The following is a 22,922-nucleotide window of genomic DNA, read 5'->3' on the forward strand; positions in this document are numbered from 1 at the left end:
GTGTTATGCCCCCGCTTGACCAAATGCAGGTAATCATTGATCCGGTCTGGATCTACTTCAGTAGGCAATTCATTGAAGTGAAGGGCGAGTTTGGCCAGATGACGGCCATAGTTGGTGAGGGTACTTTGACTTTTGCCAGCAACAGTAACTTTTTGCTCAAACTTGGCCAGTAGTTCAGCAAATCCCGCTATCTTGGAGCAAGCGGCCTGGAGGAGGTTCTCTTTTTTTTCATGATTAATAAGAGTTTATGAATGAGCTAAAAAGTTACCTCTTTCCGGCTGCTACTTGGTAAAACTACCGCAGGTTTAGTGCAACACGGGTTTTGCGTCAGGCGGGGTGAAGTGGTTAAATTCAAGTTCAGTTTTTCAATTGGGGTTTAGTGGTAGGTTGACAGTTTAGTGCTCCGAAATCCGCCACTGCGCCAAGCGCCAAACCGTTACTGGGAAGTTGAAGAAGAACCAAGTAAAATGAAAATCAGTTTTATGATGTAATTTAATATATTTATTAAAATTTAGGCTATGACACATGCAGAACGCCATATCATTGAAACTTATTCTGAGCTTTTTGAAAGTTTGAGTTCAGTAAGCAAATTAGAGCTGCTAGAACGGCTTGCGAAATCTATAAGGAAAGGGAGAAAGTCTAAAGAAAAGGATTTTTTCAGTTCCTTCGGAGGATTTGCTTCAGAAAAGCCAGCCGAAGAAATCATAAAGGATATTAGGGAAAGCAGGAAATTCAGATCAAAAGACTTGAAAATTTGATATATGCAATTTTTGCTAGACACGAGTATATGTGTATTTTTTTTGAGAGGTAAACTCCATCTCGATGAAATCATCAAGGAAAAAGGTCTTGAGAATTGTTTCATCTCTGAAATAACAGTTTTTGAACTGAAATACGGAGCAGAAAACAGCGATGATCCCCAAAAATCTCACAATTCGGTTGATAAATTTGTAAAAGGACTAACCATCATACCGATTTTTGGGATAGTAGACCAGTATGCCAATAACAAAGTCTTTCTAAGAAAAAACGGAACACCTATGCATGATGAATTTGATTTGATCATAGGTGTTACTGCACTAGCTAACAAAATGATTTTAGTAACAGACAATATTAAAGACTTCAGGTACTTAGAAAACCTGAAGTTAGAAAACTGGGCGGAAAGAAAATAACCTCTCTGTAACAGCACCTAAGAAAACATGGGGCGGCCGATGGCAAGGGAAAGGTTTATCCCCCGAACTAACTTTTACTATGGTGGAAAGGAATCCCTTCGAAATGCCCCACGTTTCTTAGCTGAATCCCGACGTGTGGGACTTGAATCGACTTAAAAGTAGGTCGAATGCTTTGAAATGGATGGAGGACTATGGAGAGATCAATAGAGAGGCCCTCCGATGGCGGCTTGCCGGAGCAGCCATCAAACTACCCTACGCTGCATGGTGTGGGAAAACACCGAATATTAGGTTGCACAAAACCGGTGGTGCTTTTGGGGATTGATTCGGAATTTGTGGTACATAAAAAACGTAGGAGTCCAAAAAGTAGAAAACTATCAACCAATGTGGCCAACCCCTGATGATTTATTTGATAGCCTTAAACACCAACTCAGTTAAATACTCCGTAATGCCATCTTCCTTGTCTTTAGGAATTTCCGTAAGAGAGGGTAAATGTCTGGCAAAGTATCGTTGGTCATAGGAGCTTTCTACAATTGTGGAAATAAGAGCAGTAGGATAGCCGTATTCAGGATTTATTTCCTTCACAATTGCTGCGGCTTTTTTACAAAGCCTTTTGTAACTGAAGAACAAACCTTTCTTGTTTTCCTCATCGACATTCTTTGTAAGATATACTTTTTGTGATTCTGCAATCACAATTCGGTATAGTGCGGCCTCATCCACCTGGGGTATGCGGAATTCCTGATCAAGAGGTGATGTTAGTAGTCGGATGGCAATTTTCAATCGTTCCTCGGGTGATTTAATGTTGGCTGTTGCCAGCGTGAGCCGGTATTCCATCCATGTCCAGTACCAAGTGAGATGGTAAATCAGCAACCTGTGTTTGTTTTCAAAATATCGGTAGATAGAAGCTTCCGTGCACTGGATCTTGTCGGCAAGTTTCCCGAAAGTAAAGGCCTCAAAGCCAAGTTCATCAATAAGGGCAATGCTATTTTCGATTATTTTTTTACCGAGTTCGGACGAAGAGGGGTCTTTTGTAAAAACATTCTCATCAATTTTTAATTGAATATGGCTTTCCATTTGATGCTAAGTTTATTGGTTAACCAGCAGTCCTTTAAACTGACCGGAAGGGGTTATAAGGACTGCTGGTTTGATGGAATTATGACTAGGCAATGGTTTCCTTAGCTAATGTCTCTGCTGTAACAATCTCATCGTCATAAAAATCAACGATTCCGGTTACAACATCATACATCCCACCGATAAGGGCAATTTCACCCTTCTCGATCATATCCCTTAGAATAGGACTGTTCTTCAGAATCTGTTTCTTGGTATTCCTTACATTGATTGAGGCGACTTTTTCTACAAACTCTGAATTTTTAGCATTGCGGTTTGATGTGACTGATGTTTCACTTTCAATAGCTGGCTTTAGTTTTTCCAATAGTGTAGTCAGGTTACCCATTTCTACATGATCGCAAGCACCCTTTACCGCTCCGCACTTCGTATGGCCAAGCACCACCACAACCTTTGCCCCAGCCACTTTGCAACTAAACTCCATGCTGCCCAGGATATCCGCATTTTGGATATTGCCCGCGATCCTTACGCTGAAAATATCACCTAAGCCCTGATCAAAAATGAGTTCAGCTGAAGTACGTGAGTCAATACAACTCAGAATCACAGCAAAAGGATGTTGCCCATCGGATGTTTCATTTACCTGTTGCAGCAGGTTACGGTTCATTTTCAGGTTGTTGACAAATCGCTCATTCCCCTTTTTCAGGAGATCGATGGCTCCCTGAGGTGTAATTAAATCCCGCTGTTCTTTTGTGAGTGTTTTCATGATTTTTAGTTTTTAGAAATTATAATAGGTTTTAATGTTAAGCCGGTTCAATAAAGTTGATTTTCTCGACCGTTATATTTTTGGTTTTGGCATTACTCTCGTAATTTTTTATTAACTCGACTACATCATAGGCGATTGATTTAGATTTTGAGCAATCAATAATCACTTTGGAATTTTCAGGAATAATATTCAACGCTTCTATGACATTTGCTTTATTAAAAAATGAAACTTCTTCAGCCAACACCAGTTCATAAGTTTGCCTGCCATCTTCGGTCGTAACTATTTTTTTCATGTGATGTGAGTTACGGTAACTGTGGCGTAATGTGTAAAAAATACCCACCAGTAAGCCCACGATAATCCCTCTTAACAAATCCGTTGTCAAAATAGCTACTACTGTGGCTGTAAAAGGAATGAATTGTTCCCAACCCAATTTATACATCTCCTTAAAGAGAGATGGTTTTGCCAATTTGTATCCCACCAACAGCAAAATAGTGGCTAAACTTGCCAGGGGAATCATATTCAAGACATCGGCTATGGTAACAGCGCTAATCAACAGGAAAAATCCATGAAGTATGGCGGACATTTTTGTTTTGCCGCCAAATGAAATATTTGCTGAACTCCTAACGATAACCTGTGTAATGGGCAGGCCACCAATTAGCCCGGAAACCACATTTCCCAAACCTTGCGCTTTCAGTTCTCTGTTTGTGGGTGTGATTCTTTTGTAGGGGTCAAGTTTGTCAGTGGCTTCTACGCAAAGCAGCGTTTCCAGGCTGGCAACAATGGCCAACACGATCGCGACTTTATACACTTCCAAATTTGATAAGATCGAAAAATCAGGCGACCTGAACTCGCTTAAGAAACCCGCTAAATTTTCCGGAACGGGAATACTTACCACCTGATCGGCAGCTAAAGTGAAATTCAATATTCCATTTTGGTAAAGATAGTTCATCAGAATACCCACAATCACCACAACCAGCGGACCGTTAATCATTCCGAAAATCTTATGTTTTTTCGTCAGTACCGTTTCCCATAGGATGAGTATGGCTAATGAAATTCCGGCTATAAGAACTGCTCCTGAAGTAAAGAACTGAAACGCATTAATAATTCCGGAGAACGTATTTTCTCCATCTGCTTGAAAAAACGAAACGTCTCCTTCAAAATCTTTATCCCATCCCAATGCGTGCGGAATTTGCTTCAGAATAATCAAAAGCCCAATGCCTGTAAGCATCCCCTTTATTACGGAGGAAGGAAAGAAGTATGCAATGAATCCTGCTTTGGCATAACCCATGATAAGTTGAATTATGCCAGCGAGAACTACTGCTGTCAAAAACGCTTCCCAGGAACCCCCAAGCGAAGCAATGGATGTTAAAACGATTACTGCCAATCCTGCGGCAGGCCCACTTACACCTAATGGCGAACCACTGGCTGGACCTACTACAATACCTCCGACTATGCCAGCGATAATTCCTGAAAACAGAGGCGCGCCCGATGCCAGTGCAATGCCCAAACACAACGGCACAGCAACAAAGAATACAACTATACTGGCAGGCAAATCATGTTTGATATTTTTAAACAAGTCTTTCATGTGTTTATAATTTGATTTTTTATGGTCACATGGAATGCTCCGAATAATCATCCTCCTGTGTGAGAATTTTTCTCATGGGCATTTCATCTGTTTATAATTTGATATTTATTGGTCAGATGGAATCTCGCATGCATTATAATCATCTTAGTGTGTGACGATCTTCGTCATGCTCGATTTCATTTTCTAAAGTGCATGGAGAATGAATTATTTTTTTTAGCACCATTGCTTTTTTTTAGATTACATTGACAAATGGTACGCAATGGAGAACCGACAGTCAATTCAAATTTAGACCTGAGTTCGGGAGGTGTAAATGGACGGCTGAGAGAGCTTGAAAGCAATGAATTCTTTAGATTATGAAAGGCGCACCAAATGGAATGGAGTGAAAGCGAAGTCGCCGAAAAGTCCATGATGTTTTCATCGTCTTCTGAAATATTGTCCTTAGTTTCTGAGGACGCCTCTGTTTCTGAGGACGCCTCCCCTGTCGAAAATGGGACGGTCAAAGGGATGTGATGCGTTGCTGTCGCGGAAAATGTTACCCTGGTAATAGTGTCATTTGAAACCTTTTTGCTAACGAAATGAACCTCCAGGCAAGCTACAAAAACCAGCACCAAAGGCATTATAACAGGCTTTTTCGTGACAGCTGTCAGTATTAGTTCTAAAGTAGTTAGTAAAACTATCATTATACAATACTAATACTTATTCTTGCGAATTACAATGGGTGCCGATGCTATCCCTACAAAATGAATAAGTATACTCCGCTGCTTGGAATTTGCAGTTCCGACCCATAATCTCTTGCATTTGCAATTCCCTTTCATCGTTAACCCGCATCTACAGAAGCCGGAAGAGAATTCCCAATCACCCAACCATACCACTTTTCAACCTTGAACCATCAGTGATTCAACCCTTAACTTCATTTTAAACTGCCAATTCATCTGTTTATAATTTATTTTTCAATGGTCAGATAGCCTGTCCCGATTTTTCTTCGGGAGAATCTCCCATGGTTTATAATCATCCCTCTGTGAGTCACCGAAGGGGGCATGCTCGATTTCATGTCCTTAATTGCCAATTCCTGATGCTTTGGATTAACTTTATCCCATGGAATTTGCCATCGTAGACATTGAGACCACAGGAGGATCTCCGCGTGGGGGAGGCATTACTGAGATTGCGGTTTTGATTCATGACGGAGAAGCGATTGTGCGAGAGTGGCAAACGCTGATCAATCCTCAACAAACTATTCCCAGCTACATCACCGGTCTCACCGGGATCGACAATGCGATGGTGCGAGACGCGCCTACTTTTGAGGAGATCTCCAAGGAACTTTGGGAGCTGCTGGAGGATCGGGTCTTTATCGCTCACTCGGTAAATTTTGATTTTGGCTTTATCCGGGAGGCTTTTCTCAAAATCGGAAAAGACCTCAACTCTCAAAAGCTTTGTACTGTCAGATTATCCAGAAAAGTGTTTCCCGGCCTTAGATCTTACAGCTTGGGAAGAATTTGTGAAAATCAAAAAATCCCGATTCTCGCACGACACCGGGCAATGGGAGATGCCAAGGCCACGGCTTTGCTTTTTGATAGAATGATCAAAGAGCGGCAGGATGTTATTTTTTCTTCCCTAAAACGAAATACAGGCGAGGCGTTTCTCCCACCACATTTTCCCCTTGCCAAATTCCAGCAAATCCCGGAATCCTGTGGGGTTTACTACATGCTCAACAGCAAAGGAAAAGTGATCTATGTAGGAAAGGCACTGAATATTCGGGAGCGATTCAAAGGCCATTTTTCCGGTCAGGTTTTGCCGCAACTGAAGCAGCAATTGAAAACGGAAGTAGTCGATCTTCAGTGGCAACTCACCGGTTCTGAATTCATGGCATTGCTCTTTGAAACCTTGGAAATCAAGCGACTTTGGCCTATGTACAACTCGGCGATGAAAATGCCCAAGACCCTTTGGGGCTTGTTTCATTACCAGGATGGATCGGGTTATTACCGGTTTCAGGTGGCCAAAGTGACCAAAAATATTCGTCCATTAGAGTCCTTCTTTTCGGCTGAGGAGGCCAATCAATTTCTCAAAACAGGGATAGAAACCTATCAGCTTTGCCAAAAACTCAGCGGCCTCCGAAAAGTAACCTGTGCCCAAATCCAAGATCAGACTTGCCTTGGAGCGTGCAAATCAGCTGAGACTCCCGAGTCGTACAATGCCCGGGTGGAAGAATTTATTTCGTTGATCAAAAAATCAAAACGAGACTTGATGCTGAATCTTCCCGGCAGAGAAGCAGGGGAGAACGTGTACTGTTATTTTGAAGGCGGAATGCTTAGTCGATACTCTTTCCTGAGAAGTGATGATTTTCCAAAACCTGAAGAGCTGGAGGTTGTACCTAAAGTTCCTGAGACTTTCTACATTCTCAGGCAATTTATCCATCAAATCGATCTGGGAAAGATGCGGGTTTTTTCTGTCAGTTAGCACAGATTTACATTTTCAGCTTTCTTACTTGAGTTTGCTGAATTCCAACGCTGCCAACTGAAAACTGCCATGCCTACTTTTTCAGCCATTCTCCCTCGATCACGCTGTAATAGATCGTGTCTCTTCTTCTGCCGTGTGTCATCAGGGTGTGGCTTCGGAGGATTCCCTCTTCTACGGCACCGAACTTAAGCAAGGCCATTCGGGCAGGCATATTCAGCACATCGGTCTTGATTTCGACCCGTTTTAATTTCAATTCACCAAAGCAGTAATCGAGCATCAGTTTTTTCATGGATTGGTTAATTCCCGTTCCCTGAAAAGCTTTGCCCAGCCAGGTCCAACCGATTTCTACCCGCTGATCCCGTACTGAATAATTCCCAAAAGCCGTAGCCCCGGCGACTTTTCCTGTGGATTTTTCCACGATGGTAAATTGAAGTCGCTCCTCCTGGAAGTGGGGTTCCGCCCATTTTTCAAACTCCTCAGGAATACTGAGATCATGCGTGAAATAAACCCACATATCCGGTTCTGAGGCAAGCGGCTGAAGCAACGAAAAGTCCTGCCAAGTCAGTGGTCTCAGCAGGACGAAATCATTTTCCAGAGTAATCATACGATCCATCATCAGCCAAGTACTTCCTTGATGGCTTGGTTGTAAAGTGCGATCTCCTCGATCGTTCCGGTCGAAATCCGGCACCAATCATTGAGCGGGGGAAAAGGCCTGCCAATTATAAATCCCTTTTGGGCCATAATATTTCCCAGCTCTTCGATATCTTTTCCGGATTGGAAAAAGACAAAATTGGCGTGAGATTCCAAGTAAGGTAGTTTCATCTCATCCAAAGTTTGAATGATCATACCTTTTGCTTCTTCATTTTTTAGAAGTGCAAACTTGTAAAAATCGCTGTCTGCCAAGGCTGCTTTTCCTGCTTCGATGGCCATGATATTGGTGTTGGCTACCACACGGTCTTTGAGTTTCTGTGCCAAATCGGGTTTGGCAATCAAGTACCCCATTCGTATTCCAGCCAAGCCATACACCTTGGAAAGTGTACGCGAAACGACCACATCATATCCTTTTTTGACCAACTCCACCATGGAGGGATAATTTGGTTCGGTGATGTAATCGTAGTAGGCTTCATCGCTGAATACTACGGTGCGCTTGCTGACGGTCTCACAGAAATCCATGACCCGATCTGCCGGCAGGAGTTTTCCGGTGGGGTTGTTTGGATTGCAGAGGAAGACCAAGCCAGTTTCATAGCTCACCCGCTTTTCGATTTCGTCCAGGTCAAAGTCAAGATCTTTGTTTAGCGGAACCCAGTTGATTTCGGTTCCCCAAAGTTCTGCATACTCCATCATGGAAAGGAATGTGGGCGTACAGCTGATGATTTCCCGACCTCGTCCGAAGGTGATCCCGGCTACTTTCAGACCCTCGGTAGAGCCTGCCGTCAGCACGATGTGATCCTCAGGAACGCCTTCCTTTTGGGCGATCATCTTGACGAGTGAAGCATTATATCCCCAAGGGTAGCGGCAGCCGTTGTCAAATGCGGCCGTCATGGCTTTCCGCATGGATTCGGATGGGCCATAGGGATTTTCATTCGAACCCAATCGGATCGGACCTGCCAAGGGTCGTGGATTATACTTCTTTATTTCTTCAGCACTGAGCGAAGAAACGATCCCCGTGCCTCCCAAAAGTGCCAATCCACTTCCAAGTGAAGTTCTTTTCAGCCAATCTCTTCTTGATAGTCCTTTCATTGAATTTCTGTTTTGATTGTTAAAATACTAAGCTTTCCCCAATAGTTTTAGAAAAATTACATGATTTGCTACTCTTTATTTAAAGGATGATTCATTGGGTAAACTTCTTAAAAAAAAATTTTTATTTTGAAAATTGATTTTTTACAAAATTAATTTTTAAATTATTCGAAGCACAATATACCCTAAACCCCAAATTATCATGAAAAAGTTTTTAGCGTTCTTGGTTGGTGGGTTGCTTTGGACAAGTGTACTTCATGCCCAGCAAACTCAGTATTCGGTATTCGAATTCATCAAGGTGGAGAAAGACCAGCTTTTTGACTACATCGAGTTTAAAGATTTGACAGAAAAGGTCTACAGACAGGCCCTAAATGACAAGCGGATCAAAGGTTGGGACTTTTGGAAAGTTCAGAGTGGTTCTGAGCAGGGAGAATTTCAATACATCATGGTGACCCATTATGATGATCCCGTGAAAATGATGAATGGATTGGATGACGAAGCCATGATTGAATACACGAAGATTGCCTATCCGCATCTTTCGGATGCTCAGGTCAGAACCCTCTACCAACAGTCCCTTGCAATCAGAGAATTACCGGTAAGACTTTATATGCGAGAACTTGCCTCTACCAATGACAACTTCCAGTATAAACCCGGAGTATTGGCGTCATTTGATTTGATGAAAGCAGTGGAAGGAAAGTTTTCCGATTATGAAAAAGCAGAGATAGAAGTGTTTAAACCCATCCACCAAAGCCGAATTGACAAGGGAATGATGGGGCATTGGAGCTTTCTTCGGGCCGCGCTTCCACAGGGTTCTGAGGCTTCATCCACTCACCTTACAGTTAATCTTTACAAGGATTATGTGCAGTTTTTCAACGCACAGGCTTATGAAGATATGAATCAAACAGAAGACCAGCGCAAAGCCGTAAATGCTGGTTTGAACTCCAGGGACCAAAAGTGGATTTACCTTGCCAATCTTGAAAATGTAGTTAGATAGTAGTCCGGTTAGACTTGCTAGCAAAGAGGTTCTCGAAAGAGGCCTCTTTTTTTTCATCCAACACCTAGCGTTGAGATTGACTAGAAGCAAGGTTTACTTTTTGAAGTGCTTCAACCCCCATATTCCGACTAGTGGCCCAATGACCAGCCAACCCAAAAACTGCCGTGGAGAAAAGTAAACACTTAGGGCTTGGCTGAGCTGAATACTTAGGATAGTCAAGCCAAATCCTATGGAATTTACAAGCGTCAAGGCCGTGCCTCGATATTCAGCAGGAACACCCTGTGCCACAAGAGTGGAGAATTGAGGCGAATCAGCAGTGACCAAAATACCCCAAATCAAAAGGAATGGAAGGACAAAACTCAACGGCATCTCGGGAAATAAAATAAGTATCAATCCACAGAAACCTGATCCTGCCAAACTGAAGAGCGCTACCTTTTCGCTCTCGATTTTCCCTGAAAGCAAGCCTCCAACAGCACAGGAAAGCCCACCTACAGCTATAATTGCAAACGTCCAAAATGAATCTGAACTGCTGAAGTCTGGCTCATTTTTTAAGTCTAAAATCAATAATGGGAGAAAAGCCCAAAAGGTGTAGAGCTCCCACATGTGTCCAAAATAACCGAAGGAGGCAGATCGAAGGGCTTTTATTTTTGAGAGTTTGGGCAAAAGTCCAAGATCAAAGACGGTAGTGGCTTTTCGAAAAGGACCGTTTGGCACCAAAAATCCAATCATCACTCCTCCGACCAACGCTAGACCCGATGTAACCCAAAGGATGACTTCCCAGGAGATTTTTGCTCCAAGTGCTTTGATAAGAAATGGAAATGCGGTCCCCAACACCAAAGCTCCAACCAAAAAGCCTAAGACTGAACCCAGTCCTTTTTCAAAATAATCCGATGCGATCTTCATCCCTACTGGATAGATGCCGGCAAGGAAAAAGCCAACTAGAAAGCGAAAGCCTAGTACAGAAAATAGGCTCAAAGGAAAAAGGATTATAAAAATATTACTTGCCGCCGCGAGGAGGGCGCAGGCAAAAAAGACCTTCGAAGGGGAATAGCGATCTGAAATTGACCCAAAGGCAAACAGAAAGGTGCCGATGATGAAACCCAATTGGACGGCGGAGGTGATCCAGGACAGGAGACCGCTGGATCCCAATAGCAGTTCCAGTTCCGGTGCAGCTACATTTCCGGCAAACCAAAGCGAAGTGCCCAAAAATTGAGCAATGACGATCAAAATCAGGGCACTTCGGGAGGTGATCTGTTTTGGCATTAGGCCTTCAGGATCGTTTTTATTTGATTAATTTCCTCAGAGCTGAACGTGGAGTTGTGAACAGAAGCCACATTGTCGTCCAACTGCTCAGGTTTGGATACACCGATCAGCACGGAGGTGATCCGTGGATCTTTCAGCAGCCAGGCGATGGCCATTTGGGCTAAGGATTGACCTCTTTTTAAAGCCAATTCGTTAAGCTTTCCGATGATTTGCAGTTTCTCAGGAGCCAGGGATTCAGGCTTTAGGTAGCGCCCATCCTTTGCGGCACGGGAGTCGGCCGGGATTCCTTTCAGGTATTTGTCCGTCAGCATTCCCTGCTCCAACGGTGAGAATGCGATGCTTCCGATCCCTTTTTGTCCCAAGACATCCAGCAGTCCATTCTCCACCCAGCGGTCGAGCATGCTGTAGCGAGGCTGATGGATCAGCAGGGGAGTACCAAGGGACTTCAGAATGTCGTAGGCTTTGGCAGTGTCTTCTGCGCTGTATTGCGAGATGCCCACATAGAGTGCTTTGCCCTGCCGAACCAATTGATCCAAGGCACCCATGGTTTCTTCCAGCGGGGTATTCGGGTCAGGTCTATGGTGGTAGAAAATATCCACATAATCGAGTCCCATGCGCTTTAGGCTTTGGTCGCAGCTGGCGATGAGGTATTTTCTGGAACCGAAATTTCCATAAGGTCCAGGCCACATATCCCAACCTGCTTTGCTGGAAATCAGCAATTCGTCCCGATAGGGGAGAAAATCCTTTTTCAGGATTCTACCGAAGTTTTCTTCAGCAGAACCAAAAGGAGGCCCATAGTTATTAGCCAAGTCAAAGTGACAAATTCCAAGGTCGAAGGCTCTTCGTAGGATTTTTCTTCCCAAAGTCAGATCCGCATTGTGACCGAAGTTGTGCCAAAGGCCAAGGCTGATTTCAGGGAGTTGAAGTCCACTTTTTCCGCAATAGCGGTATTGCATCTGTTCGTAGCGATCTGCGGCAGGTTGATACGGAAGGAGTGGATTGTGATCGTTGATCTGCATAGGTATAGGAGTTTATCATTAAGAGATCGAAAATAAGGCGATTATTACTGCCAATAAACCAATGCCCATAATTAAAAGCCAGGATTTCCAGATATAGGCCACCCAATGATTGAATTTTATATTTGCGGCAGCTAAAATCGCCAAAATTGTCCCATTGGTGGGGGTCATCATGTCCATCAGTGTGGCGGAATATTGGTAGGTAAACACGGCAATCTCCCGGGACATCCCCAAGAGATCTGTCAGGGGAGTCACCAAAGGCATGGTCAATACGGCTTGTCCTGAGGTACTCGGCACCGGGATATGAATGATCGCCTGGGACACAACTAATCCTACCACAGCAAGTTGATTAGGCAGGCTTTCTAAGGGTTGCAATAACCCAAAGATAATCGGATCGATGGCTTTGCCCTGCTCCAGTATCAAGTAGATCCCCTGTGCCAGGCCTATCACCACTCCTGAAAAGATCATTTCGCTAAAGCCTAAAGAGAACGTACGAGCCGTCCCATTTAGTCCCAATCCACCAACGATCCCACACACCAATCCAATCACAAAAAACATGACTCCCATTTGGTTATAATCCCAACCCTGGAAAGCCACTCCCCATATCATCAGACAAATGCCCAACAGCGTCAGGGCTAAAATAATGCGGTGACGAATAGAAATGGCTACTTTTTTGATCTCCACCGCTGGATCGCCGATACTTTTTTCCTTTCCAAACTTTGCATGGTAGCTAATCCATACCGACACAGCGAGTACAAAAAAGATCATCCGAAAGACCGCCTCCTCTGCCGGATCTACCTGTGCAATTTTCATGGCCAGCATAGAACCGAACGGATTAAACGGGGAAAATGCTGCCCCTATCATCGCAGATCCAACTCCAATCGAGAGGATGGCTCTCAGATCATAGTTTGTCTTTCGCGCCAGCAAAATAAAGATCGGAATCAATCCAATAAACTCCTCTGACATGTAAAATACTCCACCACAAATCGAACAGATAAATCCCAGCAAGTAAAAAAGCCAATAGGGATGATTCCTAAATTGGTAGATCAAGGTCTCTATCCCGACTTGAAGGGCCCCTGTCCGCTCAATGACAAAAAACGCCCCTCCCAGTAGCAGAATCAATACCAGTACATCTGCTCTAGCGATGATCCCTGCGGGAATGGCAAGTAGCATAGCACTCAGACTTACATTGACATCTTCGATCTGCCGGAAACTTCCGGGTATGACCACTTCCCGACCAGTCGCTTCATCCAAAACCCGGTCAAAGCTTCCCGATTGGATAAAATAAGTGGAAAATCCAGCTAGAAAAATAAACAGCAATAGGATGATAATGGGATGTGGGAAAGAGAGTTTCATTAGTGCCGGTTTATGGAACAATAATTTTTAAAATTTCCTCTGCCATAGTTCGTCGGAAATCTGACTTATCCCGTGCGTTGGAAATTAAAAATACAGCCAAATCCAACTCGGAGGAGTAAATTACCAGGGAGCTAAATCCACCCTGCTCACCAAAATGACCGATAAAATCTGAACTGTCAATTTTGATCTTTTGAAATCCCGCAGGTGTGGATTTGCCGTTTTTCAACCATTCCAGTTCATCTCCAAAGATCCCCATGTTTTCCCGACTCAGATGCAACAGCGCTTTGGACAGTTCCTCGGCAGTCACGACCAGGCTGGAGGAGGGCGAGGGAAACCGTTCGAATTTTAGTGTTCTGGCTTCCAGTCTTTTCCATAAAAATGTCTGCTGATAGCCGGATGCTGAAGGCGGATCTACAGGCCACTCCATCACAAAACCGCTCTTCTTCATTGCTGATGGAAGCAGGGTTCGGTCTCTTGTTACTTCCTCAAAGGTTTTCCCTTCAACCGCAGCCAATAAAAACCCGATCAGGTCAAAATTTACATCCGCATAGTGGACACCCTTGTTTTCAAGGTTTGGCACTTTCAGGAGTTTAGGCAGGTTGCTGAGTTTTCTGTTTTCTCTACTTGAAAAAAGTGTCCGAATGCTACTTTGATCCGTAAGTCCGGAGGTATGATTAAGGAGATCTGCCAGTGAGATGTGTTCAAAATCTGACGACAATCGTTGATTGCCCGGTAATATTGAATTGAAACTGGTGTCAATTGAAATTCCTTTTTCCACGGCATAATTGGCCAAAGTCAGCGCGGTAAAAAGCTTGGAAACCGATGCTACGGGAATGAGGCTTTGCAGGGTCAGTGAATCCTTGGTCTTGAGGTTTTGATACCCAAAGGCTTTGAGATAAGTCACTTTTTCATTTTTTATGATGCCTACCGCAATTCCGGGAATCAGATTTTCGGGCAGCCTTTGAGCGATCAGGGAATCGAGTCTTGCTGCTATGGACTCAGGAAAGGAAATCGGCGTGAGCCGGACTTTGGGATAACTACGCCACCATTCCCATCCCAAAAACAAAAGGAACCAAAAGGCCAGTCCCAGCAAGATATAGTTGATGGTTCGCTTCATCCCACTCAAGTTGAAACCATTTCTGAATCCATGTTCTGTTGCGGGATTTTTGAGACCTGAGATTTTGGAAGCGTTTTTCGGAGCGCTTTCATCAACAGGTGGTAATTCACCGTAACCGAATGGCGAGGGGAATTCACAGGCCGATAGTGGGCGGGTGTGACTTGCTTTTCACAGAGCTCACGGATCTTTTTGGGTCGCTTCCAGGTCCCCATCAGCTCCTGCGCCATGAGTTTACTTGGCAGTTCGACTCCGGGCCAAATGCATCCCAGCGGCTGAAACATGCCAATGAAGTAGAGATTGCAGTAGTCCGGATGAAACATTTTCAGGTAGAGCGGCACGGGACCCTCCGAATAATCAATGAAGTTTTTGTCAAAAAACGGATGACTCAGCCAATAATGAAGAAATTCTCCGCTGAATTCTCCTTGGTAATTAGGAAATCGGGGCTCCCGGTGATGACCGTTTGACACGACCAAATGGGGGGAGATGCCCCTGGTGTCCAACCCGTTTTTTTCGGTAGTGATTTCCCAAGTTTGGCTATCGATCCCTTTACAGTGCTTCACCGGCGTGCCCAATTGGATATGGGGATACAGGTTGAATTTCTCGGCATACGCTTGAAAGTACCCTCTCTGCCTGTGATGGTCCGGGTAATCGGGCGCTTCTGAGTCGCATTCGTCAAAAGTAAAATCCTCGTATTGGGAGAGGGTTTTGGAAGAAATGATAGGAGTCGTCTCAATAATACTGGAATGACTTTCTTTTTCGGAATAAATCCAATTGCCTCCCACCGCTTCATTTCTGTCAAACGCCACCGCCGGGATTCCCTGATCCGGTAGATTCTTCAAGGCGGTAATTCCTGAAGGCTCGACGCCAATTACGGCTACTATACATTGCATGGTTTTTTGGGTTGGTGAGGACTTGCTAATTGGAATTTTAATCTAAAATAAAAAATTGTGATTTTATCCCTGGCACTACAATTTAACCCGGATTAGCTAATTTTTTCGATAATTAATTGGGTAAAAAGGGCCATTCCTTCGGTTGCTTTCTTTTGAATAAAAGTCATATTCTCGGGAAACGAAAAATCCGGTTGGGCAGGATCAATCAAGTACTTGGGAGCAGGTTTTGGCACGTAATCGATCAGACTTGCCGCCGGGTAAACTTGCATGGAAGTCCCCAAAACCAGAAAAAAATCAGCTTGGGCCGCGATTTTCATCGCCGGTATCATCATGGGTACTGCTTCTCCAAACCAGACAATAAACGGTCGAAGCTGACTTCCCTTTTCGCAGAGATCCCCCTCCTTTATTTCCCAGTGATCCAATGGATAGACCAGGCGGGGATCCAAGGTGCTTTGCGCTTTGGAGAGTTCCCCATGCAAGTGAAGTACCTTCGTCGAACCGGCCCGCTCGTGCAGGTCATCCACATTTTGCGTGATGATCTGCACTTCAAGATGTTTTTCCAGTTGAGCCAAAGCCAGGTGAGCGGCATTGGGTTGGCATTCCCGGGCTTGTTTTCTCCGCTGATTATAAAACTCCTGCACCAACGCTCGATTTTTTCGCCAACCCTCAGGCGAGGCAACTTCCATCACGTCATGATTTTCCCATAGCCCGTTGCTGTCACGAAAAGTCCGGATACCACTTTCAGCTGAGACTCCTGCACCGGTGAGGACGACTAGTTTTTTTCGGTTCATTGAAATTGAGATATAATTGAGCCAGAAAAATAGCAAAATATCAGCACCTATCCCCGGTTGGAGTGGATCCTATTTCTGTGATTTACTGGTATCAATAGGAATGCGGCTTTAGCCCATTCCTTATAAAAATTCCGATGTATTGGGCTTTAGCCAAAAAGCTGTTGCAGTTAGGATTCGTAAAAGTTGGAAAAAAATCCCCGACATTTCCCGTCCACATTGAGGAAACTGCTATTCGTTTTCAGGCAAACTGATATCTTTAGGGATTGAGATTGCTCGATCCTTACATTGGTTCAAGTTTTCAAACTTGGACCTCTAAAAATGCGGTCTTCAGATTTCTACCCATAATTTTTACCACCCTTTTTTCATGACCACAGTCGATTACCTTTCCGCCCTCAATTCCCGATACCGCCTTGGCAATGCCACCGAACATACCTTTCGCGGAGACTTGCAAAACCTCCTCGAATCCCTTGCTCCCGGCATCAGTGCCACCAACGAACCCAAGCGACAGGCCTGTGGTGCGCCGGATTACATCCTGACCAACAAAAAAGAAATCCCCGTCGGCTACATCGAAGCCAAGGATATCGGAGATTCGGATTTGCATGGGGTGAAAAAGAACGGCAACAAGGAGCAATTTGACCGATACAAAGGTTCGCTGGACAACCTGATTTTTACCGATTACCTCGAATTCGTCTATTTCCGAAATGGCGAACTCGCCACCTCCGTCCGCATCGGAGTGATCGACCAAGGCAGAATCCTTCCCCTTCCGCACAACTTCCCCGCTTTCGAACTCCTGATCAAGGAGTTCACCACCCACATCGGGCAGACGATCAAAAGCTCCAAAAAGCTCGCCGAGATGATGGCCGGTAAAGCCCGACTTCTCGCCAACGTGATCCAAGCTGCGCTCGAAAGCGACGAAATCAATCAGGACAATTCCACCTTGCAGGAGCAAATGAATGCCTTCAAGGAAATCCTGATCCACGACATTACGCCTAAGCAATTTTCCGATGTCTATGCACAGACCATTGCCTACGGGATGTTTGCGGCGCGACTCTATGACAGTTCCCTCGATACCTTTAGCCGACAGGAAGCGGCGGAACTGATCCCCAAGTCCAATCCTTTCCTGCGAAAGCTCTTCCAATACATCGCCGGATACGACCTCGATCAGCGGATCACCTGGATCGTGGATGCGCTGGCGGATATCTTCCGTGCGGCGGATGTGGATGCCATCCTCAAAAACTTCGGCAAGTCCACCAAGATGGAGGATCCCATCATCCACTTCTACGAAGACTTCCTGACCCAATACGATCCCAAGCTTCGCAAGCAGCGCGGGGTCTGGTACACGCCGCATCCCGTGGTGAACTTTATCATCCGAGCCGTGGACGAGATCCTGGTCACTGAGTTTGGCTTGCAGATGGGCTTGGCCGACACCTCCAAGACCAAGATCAAAGTGCCCATCCCCACGCACGACAAACGATTCTCGGGAGGCATGCGGGAAGTCGAGCAGGAAGTGCATCGGGTACAGTTCCTAGATCCGGCCACCGGCACGGGCACTTTTGTGGCGGAGGCGATCCAGCAGATCTACGACAAGATGAAGGGGCAGCAAGGACTCTGGAACAGCTATGTAGAAAATCACCTGCTTCCCCGAATCAACGGCTTCGAACTCCTGATGGCTTCCTATGCCATGGCCCATCTGAAACTGGATCTTTTGCTAAAGCAAACCGGCTACACCGGAACCAAAAACCAGCGCTTCCGCATCTACCTGACCAATTCCCTGGAGGAATACCACAAGGACACCGGAACCCTCTTCGCTAACTGGCTATCTGCCGAAGCTTCCGAAGCCAATCAGATCAAACGCGATGCGCCGGTGATGATTGTGGCTGGAAATCCGCCGTATTCGGGAATATCATCCAACAATGGAGAATGGATTTCGAAACTGATCGATGATTATAAATATGTCGATGGAGTACATTTCAACGAGAGAAAGCATTGGCTCAATGACGACTATGTCAAGTTCATCCGTTACGGACAGCATTATATAGAGAAAAATGGAAGCGGTATCTTAGCTTTTATCAATCCACATGGATTCTTGGACAATCCTACCTTCAGGGGAATGCGCTGGAATTTGTTAAAGACTTTTGATAAAATCTATACGATTGATTTACATGGAAATAGCAATAAAAAAGAGACTTCTCCAGATGGTTCAAAAGATGAAAATGTTTTTGATATTCAACAGGGTGTGTCGATTACTTTTTTTATAAAAACTGGCTTCATAAAAGAATCAGATTTTAGTAAAGTTTTTCATTTTGACTTATTTGGCAAAAGAGAAAATAAGTATGATTTCTTAGTCAATAATGAATTGAAAACAGTTCCATTCAAACAACTATTTCCACAAAAGCCTTATTTGTTTTTTGTTCCAAAAGATGAAAGCGAAAAGCAAAATTATGAACAAGGTTTTAAACTAGAGGAACTATTTCAAGTGAATGTAACAGGAATAGTAACAGCAAGAGACCATTTAGTAATAGATGAAACAAGGGCTGACCTCTTAGAAAAAATAAGTCGGTTTTCAAATTTTAGGTATTCCGACGACGAGACCAGAATATTTTTCTTTGGAAATAAGAAGGACGGAAAATATTTGGCAGGTGATTCTAGAGGATGGAAATTGGTAGATGCAAGATCCTTTATTAGAAATTTCAATCACGATGAGTTCGTTAAAGAAGTTTCGCATAGACCTTTTGATAATAGATTTATTTATTATCATCCAAAGATGGTTGACTGGGGTAGGGAAAAATACATGAAAAATTTTCTGCTAGGTCAAAATATTGGACTGGTAATTCCAAAAATAAATAAAGAGGATAATTGCTTTTTTATATCTAAAAACCTTATTACCCATAAGCTTTGTAGTGCATATGATTCTAATTCAATTTTCCCCCTCTACCTCTATCCCGAAACTTCCGGTCAGTTAAGTTTGGGTTCGGCCGAGACCCGCACGCCCAATCTGAATATGGAAATCGTGGATCAGATTGCGAAAGGCTTGGGGTTGGAGTTTGAATCAGAAAAGACCGGAGCGGAAGGGAGTTTCGCACCGATCGATTTGTTGGATTACATCTATGCCGTGCTGCATAGCCCAAGCTATCGGGAGACGTATAAGGAGTTTTTGAAGATTGACTTCCCGAGAGTGCCCTATCCAACCGAAGCGGAAAAGTTCTGGAAGCTCGTCGCGCTCGGTAGCGAACTCCGACAGCTTCACCTAATGGAAAGCCCAACACTCTCACAGTTCATCACCCAATATCCCGTAGGCGGAGAAAATGAGGTGGAGAAGATAAGGTTTGAACCGAACCCAGACCTGACAGGTTTTGAAAACCTGTCAGGTCTAAAAGTTGGAAAGGTCTACATTAACACCGAACAATACTTCGACTCCGTCCCTGAAGTTGCTTGGAACTTCTACATCGGTGGCTACCAACCCGCCCAAAAATGGCTCAAAGACCGCAAAGGAAGAATCCTAGATTTTGAAGATATTATGCATTATCAAAGAATCATTAAGGCCTTGACTGAGACGGATCGAGTGATGGGGGAGATTGATGAAATTGATATCATTTAAACAAAAATTAAATTATTATGTCTGAACTAACTCCAGAACAACTTGCAAAATTATTTCCAGGTGTAGATCCAAAAAATATCAAAGTACTGGACATTAATAATCTAAGTCAATCTGATATTTACAGTTTAAAAAAAAAATATTAGAATATATGACTCATTAAGTGCTTCTATGGCATATGATTCATTTACAGAAGGAGTATATAAATTTGAAAAATATATTTCAATAGATCCAGAGATAGTTCAAGATAAGAATATAAAAATAGTGGGAGTTGGAACTTGGAAAGAGAAGCCGGAAAATGAGTATGAGAAAGGTTTTGAAGTTTTTACTAGAGTGAACCCATTGCTTTATCAATTGAATAGTGATGACTTTTTGAATCAGTTGCCCGGTGCTAATATAATATGGGATATAAATGACGGTACTGGTGATAAATGGCCAAAGCTATGCGTAGAGAATTTCAACAATCTAATCGGTAAGTAAATTTATGTTAGAAAGATTACTTTAGAAAAGAACAACCAAGGTCAAGATGCTTACCGAATAGACTGGATTATTCTTTAATGCCAAAATAAAAGACGACGAACATCCCCCCGGATTTTTTCCTTATGGCTTATACTACCTTATTATTTTTTGGAATTTGTAATTCCATTTCCCACAAGTTCAACCCTTTCAGGGTTGTCGTCCTCGTTATCGTTTACATTTTTCCCCAGGTTTCACCTAGGGCTATTGAGAAGTTCGATCCTTTCAGGATCGTCATTTTTTTCTCCAATCTTTTCTGATTCCAAATTTCAATTATTTCCAAATCGCCAGATTCCCGACCCCGAATGGGGTCAAACCTCTCAATAGCCGCGGGTGAAACCCGTGGACAAGACGATACCCACATGATTTCCCACGACCCCGAAGCGGGTCGAACTATGTCTGGATTACTAAATATCGTCCCTGCCTACGGTATTTTTTCTCCCAACTGCTAATGAAAGATTGGGCTAAAGCCCGGAGAGGCAGCTGCATATTTTCTTGCCTCCAGCTAAAGCAGGAGGCAATTCATTTTGAGGTAATTATCGGCTATGAATAGGAATGGTGCTTTAGCCCATTCCAAAAATTGAACACAAATATCACAGGGCTTTAGCCAAATCAAAAGAATCAAACCTTGGACTTCCGAACTACACCCCTCTAGGCTTAGACTGTTGCCTTTCCGATATAAGATTCAAATAATCCCACTCTGTGGTCATTTTTCCCAATAGCCGATAATCAAATTCCGACCCCGAACGGGGTCAAACTTCTTAATAGCCGCGGGTGCAACCCGTGGTAAACGACATAACGTGACCATCCCACGACCCTAAAAGGGTCGAACTTTTTCCCCACCTCGGCGTAGTCTATAGCCTTTCAGCTTTGAGGTTCTTTGATGGCTGGGTATAATTTGCTATTACACCCTTATATTTTTCGGAATTTGTAATTCCGTCCAAACCTATCGTTCATGCCTACGGCATTTTCAAAACCTATTCAAATCTTCTGATCCAGCCAATGAATTGGCTGGCTAACTGATCGGTCATGCCTACGGCATTATTGTTTTCCAGAACTGTATTCAAAGCATAATTTTTATAGTCCCATAGGGACGACCCATATTCTTGCCAGCCGTTTTAACGGTTGGATAAAAAAGGATAAGAACTAGTTTGAGAGTCCCATAGGGACGGTGCATATCATATCCTTTTTTCTATCCCGCTGGGTAATTCCGATTGGGAGGGGGGCTTCGCAAGTACCCCTTCCCACTTGAAAACCGACTGAAGTCAAGTCAAAATAGACTGCAGTCAATTCCAGATAGACTGAAGTCATATAAAAATAGACTAGAGACATTTCCGAACCGACTGGAGTCATATATAAGTAGAGCCGAGTCATTTCAAAATAGACTGGAGTCAATTCAGAATAAACTGTAGTCAGTTTAGAACCGACTGAAGTCAATTCAAAATAGACTGAGGTTAATTTTGGCTTGGGTAGGTGCTTGATTCTTTGTCAAAAAAACAGCCGGGCACATCGGCCCGGCTTAAGTAAGGGATTGAACAACTTCTCTATTCTACTCTTCCGTGCGACTATCACGGCTACCATTGCTCTCAAACCGCTTGCGCAGCTCCTCATAGATGGCTTTGGCACCGGGCACATTCATTCGGGCACCCATCTTCACGGTATTGTAATACACCAATGCGACGGAGTACGCTTCCGATCCTGCCAGCATCACCGTGTCGCTGAATTCATCGGACAGCTGCTTGGCTAGGGTGTCAAAAGGTTTGAGTTGAAAGTAGGCATCAAGATCCTTTTTTAGCTCGGCCACATCGATGTAGGGCGGGTTAAACTGTGGATCTGATCCCATAAATTCCAGGCTCTTCATGACGAAGGCTTCTGTACCATCGGACATTTTGGGCAGTTTCTGCCGCTGCTTTGGAGTCAGCGACTGAGCGTACGGTGCCATTAGTGTCCTTGCTCTGGTGAGGCATTCCCTGATTTCGTTCAGGACTTCCTCTGGAATCACAATTGAAATTTTGTTCTCCATGATAAAAATGAGTTTTGGTTAAACAATTATTTAAACAGTATAAAACTGTAGGTAAAAGTTAATCAATCGATTATGAAAAAACAATACTTAGTATTCGATTTTTACTGCCTATTTAAAATTTGTCAACAAGGAATAATAATGGTGCAGTCGCACAAGCTGCATTGATACCCCAAATCCTTTTGGTTCTGGAAACCAATACAAATCCCCACCTCGGCGTGGTCTATAGCCTTTCAGCTTTGAGGTTCCGTTGCCGCTAAGAGGCTGTCTCAAAAATAGATAGTTTAAAAGGCTAGTCGATTATTCGGCTAGCCTTTCTTGTTTAACTCAAAATTTGTATTTTGAGGTGTGGAAAAACAAGACTCAAATGTAGTCTTTAAGGACTACAATCCCAATCAGTTGATGCTTCTTCCCCCCACTTTGGAAGAGCTCATTCCCGTTCACCATCCTGCCCGGACGGTGAATTCGGTGATAGACCAGATCGATCTTTCTTCGATTACCCGGCTTTATTCGCCAAACGGAGCCAGTAGCTACCACCCCAGAATGCTGTTGAAGATTCTCATTTACGGCTATCTGGAAAATTGCTATTCCTCCCGC

The 22,922-nt window shown here is 43.9% G+C and carries 22 protein-coding genes; 9 read left to right on the forward strand and 13 right to left on the reverse strand.

Annotated features, from left to right (window positions below):
* Positions 1 to 761: 761 nt before the first annotated feature.
* Together C4S61_RS20470 and C4S61_RS21725 are read left to right on the forward strand one after the other, a co-directional pair.
* Complete coding sequence (locus tag C4S61_RS20470) at positions 762 to 1,166, forward strand: PIN domain-containing protein (RefSeq protein WP_103926649.1); 405 nt, start codon at positions 762 to 764, stop codon at positions 1,164 to 1,166.
* Positions 1,167 to 1,308: 142 nt separating this feature from the next.
* Positions 1,309 to 1,488 carry a hypothetical protein gene (locus tag C4S61_RS21725; protein WP_146064460.1) on the forward strand — a complete coding sequence of 60 codons (180 nt, stop codon included), beginning with the start codon at positions 1,309 to 1,311 and terminating at the stop codon, positions 1,486 to 1,488.
* An 80-nt stretch (positions 1,489 to 1,568) separates the two neighbouring features.
* Here C4S61_RS21725 and C4S61_RS20475 read toward each other — a convergent pair whose 3' ends face one another.
* The 3 genes from C4S61_RS20475 to C4S61_RS20485 all read right to left on the reverse strand — a co-directional run bounded on the left by C4S61_RS20475 (position 1,569) and on the right by C4S61_RS20485 (position 4,576).
* Positions 1,569 to 2,237: a TetR/AcrR family transcriptional regulator gene (locus tag C4S61_RS20475; RefSeq protein ID WP_103926650.1), complete on the reverse strand. Its 669-nt coding sequence runs from the start codon at positions 2,235 to 2,237 to the stop codon at positions 1,569 to 1,571.
* An 85-nt stretch (positions 2,238 to 2,322) separates the two neighbouring features.
* The gene (locus tag C4S61_RS20480) at positions 2,323 to 2,991 is read right to left on the reverse strand and encodes a carbonic anhydrase family protein (protein ID WP_103926651.1); all 669 of its coding nucleotides are present in this window, start codon (positions 2,989 to 2,991) and stop codon (positions 2,323 to 2,325) included.
* A 37-nt stretch (positions 2,992 to 3,028) separates the two neighbouring features.
* A complete protein-coding gene (locus C4S61_RS20485; protein WP_103926652.1) occupies positions 3,029 to 4,576 on the reverse strand; it encodes a SulP family inorganic anion transporter in 1,548 nt (515 codons plus the stop codon).
* A 369-nt stretch (positions 4,577 to 4,945) separates the two neighbouring features.
* Between C4S61_RS20485 and C4S61_RS21945 the strand changes: the two genes are divergently transcribed.
* Positions 4,946 to 5,086 (forward strand): hypothetical protein, encoded by a 141-nt coding sequence (locus C4S61_RS21945; RefSeq protein WP_160111290.1) that lies wholly within the window; start codon positions 4,946 to 4,948, stop codon positions 5,084 to 5,086.
* 585 nt (positions 5,087 to 5,671) lie between these two features.
* Positions 5,672 to 7,030 (forward strand): exonuclease domain-containing protein, encoded by a 1,359-nt coding sequence (locus C4S61_RS20495; protein WP_103926654.1) that lies wholly within the window; start codon positions 5,672 to 5,674, stop codon positions 7,028 to 7,030.
* 73 nt (positions 7,031 to 7,103) lie between these two features.
* Here C4S61_RS20495 and C4S61_RS20500 read toward each other — a convergent pair whose 3' ends face one another.
* Both C4S61_RS20500 and C4S61_RS20505 read right to left on the reverse strand, forming a co-directional pair.
* A complete protein-coding gene (locus C4S61_RS20500) occupies positions 7,104 to 7,634 on the reverse strand; it encodes a GNAT family N-acetyltransferase (protein ID WP_235010137.1) in 531 nt (176 codons plus the stop codon).
* A gap of 11 nt (positions 7,635 to 7,645) precedes the next feature.
* A complete protein-coding gene (locus C4S61_RS20505; protein WP_103926656.1) occupies positions 7,646 to 8,770 on the reverse strand; it encodes a pyridoxal phosphate-dependent aminotransferase in 1,125 nt (374 codons plus the stop codon).
* Positions 8,771 to 8,969: 199 nt separating this feature from the next.
* Here C4S61_RS20505 and C4S61_RS20510 point away from each other — a divergent pair, with 199 nt between their 5' ends.
* Positions 8,970 to 9,761 (forward strand): hypothetical protein, encoded by a 792-nt coding sequence (locus tag C4S61_RS20510; RefSeq protein ID WP_200820625.1) that lies wholly within the window; start codon positions 8,970 to 8,972, stop codon positions 9,759 to 9,761.
* A 93-nt stretch (positions 9,762 to 9,854) separates the two neighbouring features.
* Here the strand turns inward: C4S61_RS20510 and C4S61_RS20515 are convergent, their stop codons facing one another.
* The 6 genes from C4S61_RS20515 to C4S61_RS20540 all read right to left on the reverse strand — a co-directional run bounded on the left by C4S61_RS20515 (position 9,855) and on the right by C4S61_RS20540 (position 16,194).
* Complete coding sequence (locus C4S61_RS20515; protein WP_103926658.1) at positions 9,855 to 11,024, reverse strand: MFS transporter; 1,170 nt, start codon at positions 11,022 to 11,024, stop codon at positions 9,855 to 9,857.
* On the reverse strand, positions 11,024 to 12,043 hold the full coding sequence (gene mgrA / locus C4S61_RS20520; protein ID WP_103926659.1) for an L-glyceraldehyde 3-phosphate reductase: 1,020 nt from the start codon (positions 12,041 to 12,043) through the stop codon (positions 11,024 to 11,026). The genes C4S61_RS20515 and mgrA overlap by 1 nt, the downstream gene beginning before the upstream one ends.
* Before the next feature lie 18 nt (positions 12,044 to 12,061).
* Positions 12,062 to 13,396, reverse strand: a complete 1,335-nt coding sequence (locus C4S61_RS20525; protein WP_103926660.1) for a YfcC family protein — start codon at positions 13,394 to 13,396, stop codon at positions 12,062 to 12,064.
* Positions 13,397 to 13,406: 10 nt separating this feature from the next.
* Positions 13,407 to 14,513: a serine hydrolase domain-containing protein gene (locus C4S61_RS20530; protein WP_103926661.1), complete on the reverse strand. Its 1,107-nt coding sequence runs from the start codon at positions 14,511 to 14,513 to the stop codon at positions 13,407 to 13,409.
* Positions 14,514 to 14,518: 5 nt separating this feature from the next.
* Positions 14,519 to 15,403 carry an NAD(P)/FAD-dependent oxidoreductase gene (locus tag C4S61_RS20535; RefSeq protein WP_103926662.1) on the reverse strand — a complete coding sequence of 295 codons (885 nt, stop codon included), beginning with the start codon at positions 15,401 to 15,403 and terminating at the stop codon, positions 14,519 to 14,521.
* Positions 15,404 to 15,495: 92 nt separating this feature from the next.
* Entirely contained in the window at positions 15,496 to 16,194 is a 699-nt protein-coding gene (locus C4S61_RS20540; protein WP_103926663.1) for an SIR2 family NAD-dependent protein deacylase, read from the reverse strand.
* Between the two features lie 364 nt (positions 16,195 to 16,558).
* On the opposite strand from C4S61_RS20540, the gene C4S61_RS20545 reads away from it, so the two are divergent.
* From C4S61_RS20545 to C4S61_RS21950, 3 genes are all read left to right on the forward strand, one after another.
* The gene (locus tag C4S61_RS20545; protein ID WP_103926664.1) at positions 16,559 to 19,792 is read left to right on the forward strand and encodes a type ISP restriction/modification enzyme; all 3,234 of its coding nucleotides are present in this window, start codon (positions 16,559 to 16,561) and stop codon (positions 19,790 to 19,792) included.
* A 168-nt stretch (positions 19,793 to 19,960) separates the two neighbouring features.
* Positions 19,961 to 20,269 (forward strand): hypothetical protein, encoded by a 309-nt coding sequence (locus C4S61_RS20550; RefSeq protein ID WP_103926665.1) that lies wholly within the window; start codon positions 19,961 to 19,963, stop codon positions 20,267 to 20,269.
* A gap of 341 nt (positions 20,270 to 20,610) precedes the next feature.
* Complete coding sequence (locus tag C4S61_RS21950; RefSeq protein WP_160111291.1) at positions 20,611 to 20,757, forward strand: hypothetical protein; 147 nt, start codon at positions 20,611 to 20,613, stop codon at positions 20,755 to 20,757.
* A 694-nt stretch (positions 20,758 to 21,451) separates the two neighbouring features.
* Here the strand turns inward: C4S61_RS21950 and C4S61_RS20560 are convergent.
* Positions 21,452 to 21,679, reverse strand: a complete 228-nt coding sequence (locus C4S61_RS20560; RefSeq protein ID WP_146064461.1) for a hypothetical protein — start codon at positions 21,677 to 21,679, stop codon at positions 21,452 to 21,454.
* A gap of 175 nt (positions 21,680 to 21,854) precedes the next feature.
* Entirely contained in the window at positions 21,855 to 22,328 is a 474-nt protein-coding gene (locus C4S61_RS20565) for a hypothetical protein (protein ID WP_103926668.1), read from the reverse strand.
* Positions 22,329 to 22,727: 399 nt separating this feature from the next.
* Between C4S61_RS20565 and C4S61_RS20570 the strand changes: the two genes are divergently transcribed.
* The coding region (locus C4S61_RS20570; RefSeq protein WP_235010139.1) for a transposase at positions 22,728 to 22,922 on the forward strand (195 nt) is incomplete at its 3' end.

The organism is Algoriphagus boritolerans DSM 17298 = JCM 18970 (assembly GCF_900108085.1).
GTDB lineage: Bacteria > Bacteroidota > Bacteroidia > Cytophagales > Cyclobacteriaceae > Algoriphagus > Algoriphagus boritolerans.

Coding starts and splice junctions, on each gene's coding strand:
- C4S61_RS20470 (WP_103926649.1), top strand. CDS start 762: ATGCAATTTTTGCTAGACACGAGTATATGTGTATTTTTTTTGAGAGGT.
- C4S61_RS20475 (WP_103926650.1), bottom strand. CDS start 2,237: ATGGAAAGCCATATTCAATTAAAAATTGATGAGAATGTTTTTACAAAA.
- C4S61_RS20480 (WP_103926651.1), bottom strand. CDS start 2,991: ATGAAAACACTCACAAAAGAACAGCGGGATTTAATTACACCTCAGGGA.
- C4S61_RS20485 (WP_103926652.1), bottom strand. CDS start 4,576: ATGAAAGACTTGTTTAAAAATATCAAACATGATTTGCCTGCCAGTATA.
- C4S61_RS21945 (WP_160111290.1), top strand. CDS start 4,946: ATGGAATGGAGTGAAAGCGAAGTCGCCGAAAAGTCCATGATGTTTTCA.
- C4S61_RS20495 (WP_103926654.1), top strand. CDS start 5,672: ATGGAATTTGCCATCGTAGACATTGAGACCACAGGAGGATCTCCGCGT.
- C4S61_RS20500 (WP_235010137.1), bottom strand. CDS start 7,634: ATGATTACTCTGGAAAATGATTTCGTCCTGCTGAGACCACTGACTTGG.
- C4S61_RS20505 (WP_103926656.1), bottom strand. CDS start 8,770: ATGAAAGGACTATCAAGAAGAGATTGGCTGAAAAGAACTTCACTTGGA.
- C4S61_RS20510 (WP_200820625.1), top strand. CDS start 8,970: ATGAAAAAGTTTTTAGCGTTCTTGGTTGGTGGGTTGCTTTGGACAAGT.
- C4S61_RS20515 (WP_103926658.1), bottom strand. CDS start 11,024: ATGCCAAAACAGATCACCTCCCGAAGTGCCCTGATTTTGATCGTCATT.
- mgrA (WP_103926659.1), bottom strand. CDS start 12,043: ATGCAGATCAACGATCACAATCCACTCCTTCCGTATCAACCTGCCGCA.
- C4S61_RS20525 (WP_103926660.1), bottom strand. CDS start 13,396: ATGAAACTCTCTTTCCCACATCCCATTATCATCCTATTGCTGTTTATT.
- C4S61_RS20530 (WP_103926661.1), bottom strand. CDS start 14,513: ATGAAGCGAACCATCAACTATATCTTGCTGGGACTGGCCTTTTGGTTC.
- C4S61_RS20535 (WP_103926662.1), bottom strand. CDS start 15,403: ATGCAATGTATAGTAGCCGTAATTGGCGTCGAGCCTTCAGGAATTACC.
- C4S61_RS20540 (WP_103926663.1), bottom strand. CDS start 16,194: ATGAACCGAAAAAAACTAGTCGTCCTCACCGGTGCAGGAGTCTCAGCT.
- C4S61_RS20545 (WP_103926664.1), top strand. CDS start 16,559: ATGACCACAGTCGATTACCTTTCCGCCCTCAATTCCCGATACCGCCTT.
- C4S61_RS20550 (WP_103926665.1), top strand. CDS start 19,961: ATGGCATATGATTCATTTACAGAAGGAGTATATAAATTTGAAAAATAT.
- C4S61_RS21950 (WP_160111291.1), top strand. CDS start 20,611: ATGGGGTCAAACCTCTCAATAGCCGCGGGTGAAACCCGTGGACAAGAC.
- C4S61_RS20560 (WP_146064461.1), bottom strand. CDS start 21,679: ATGACTCGGCTCTACTTATATATGACTCCAGTCGGTTCGGAAATGTCT.
- C4S61_RS20565 (WP_103926668.1), bottom strand. CDS start 22,328: ATGGAGAACAAAATTTCAATTGTGATTCCAGAGGAAGTCCTGAACGAA.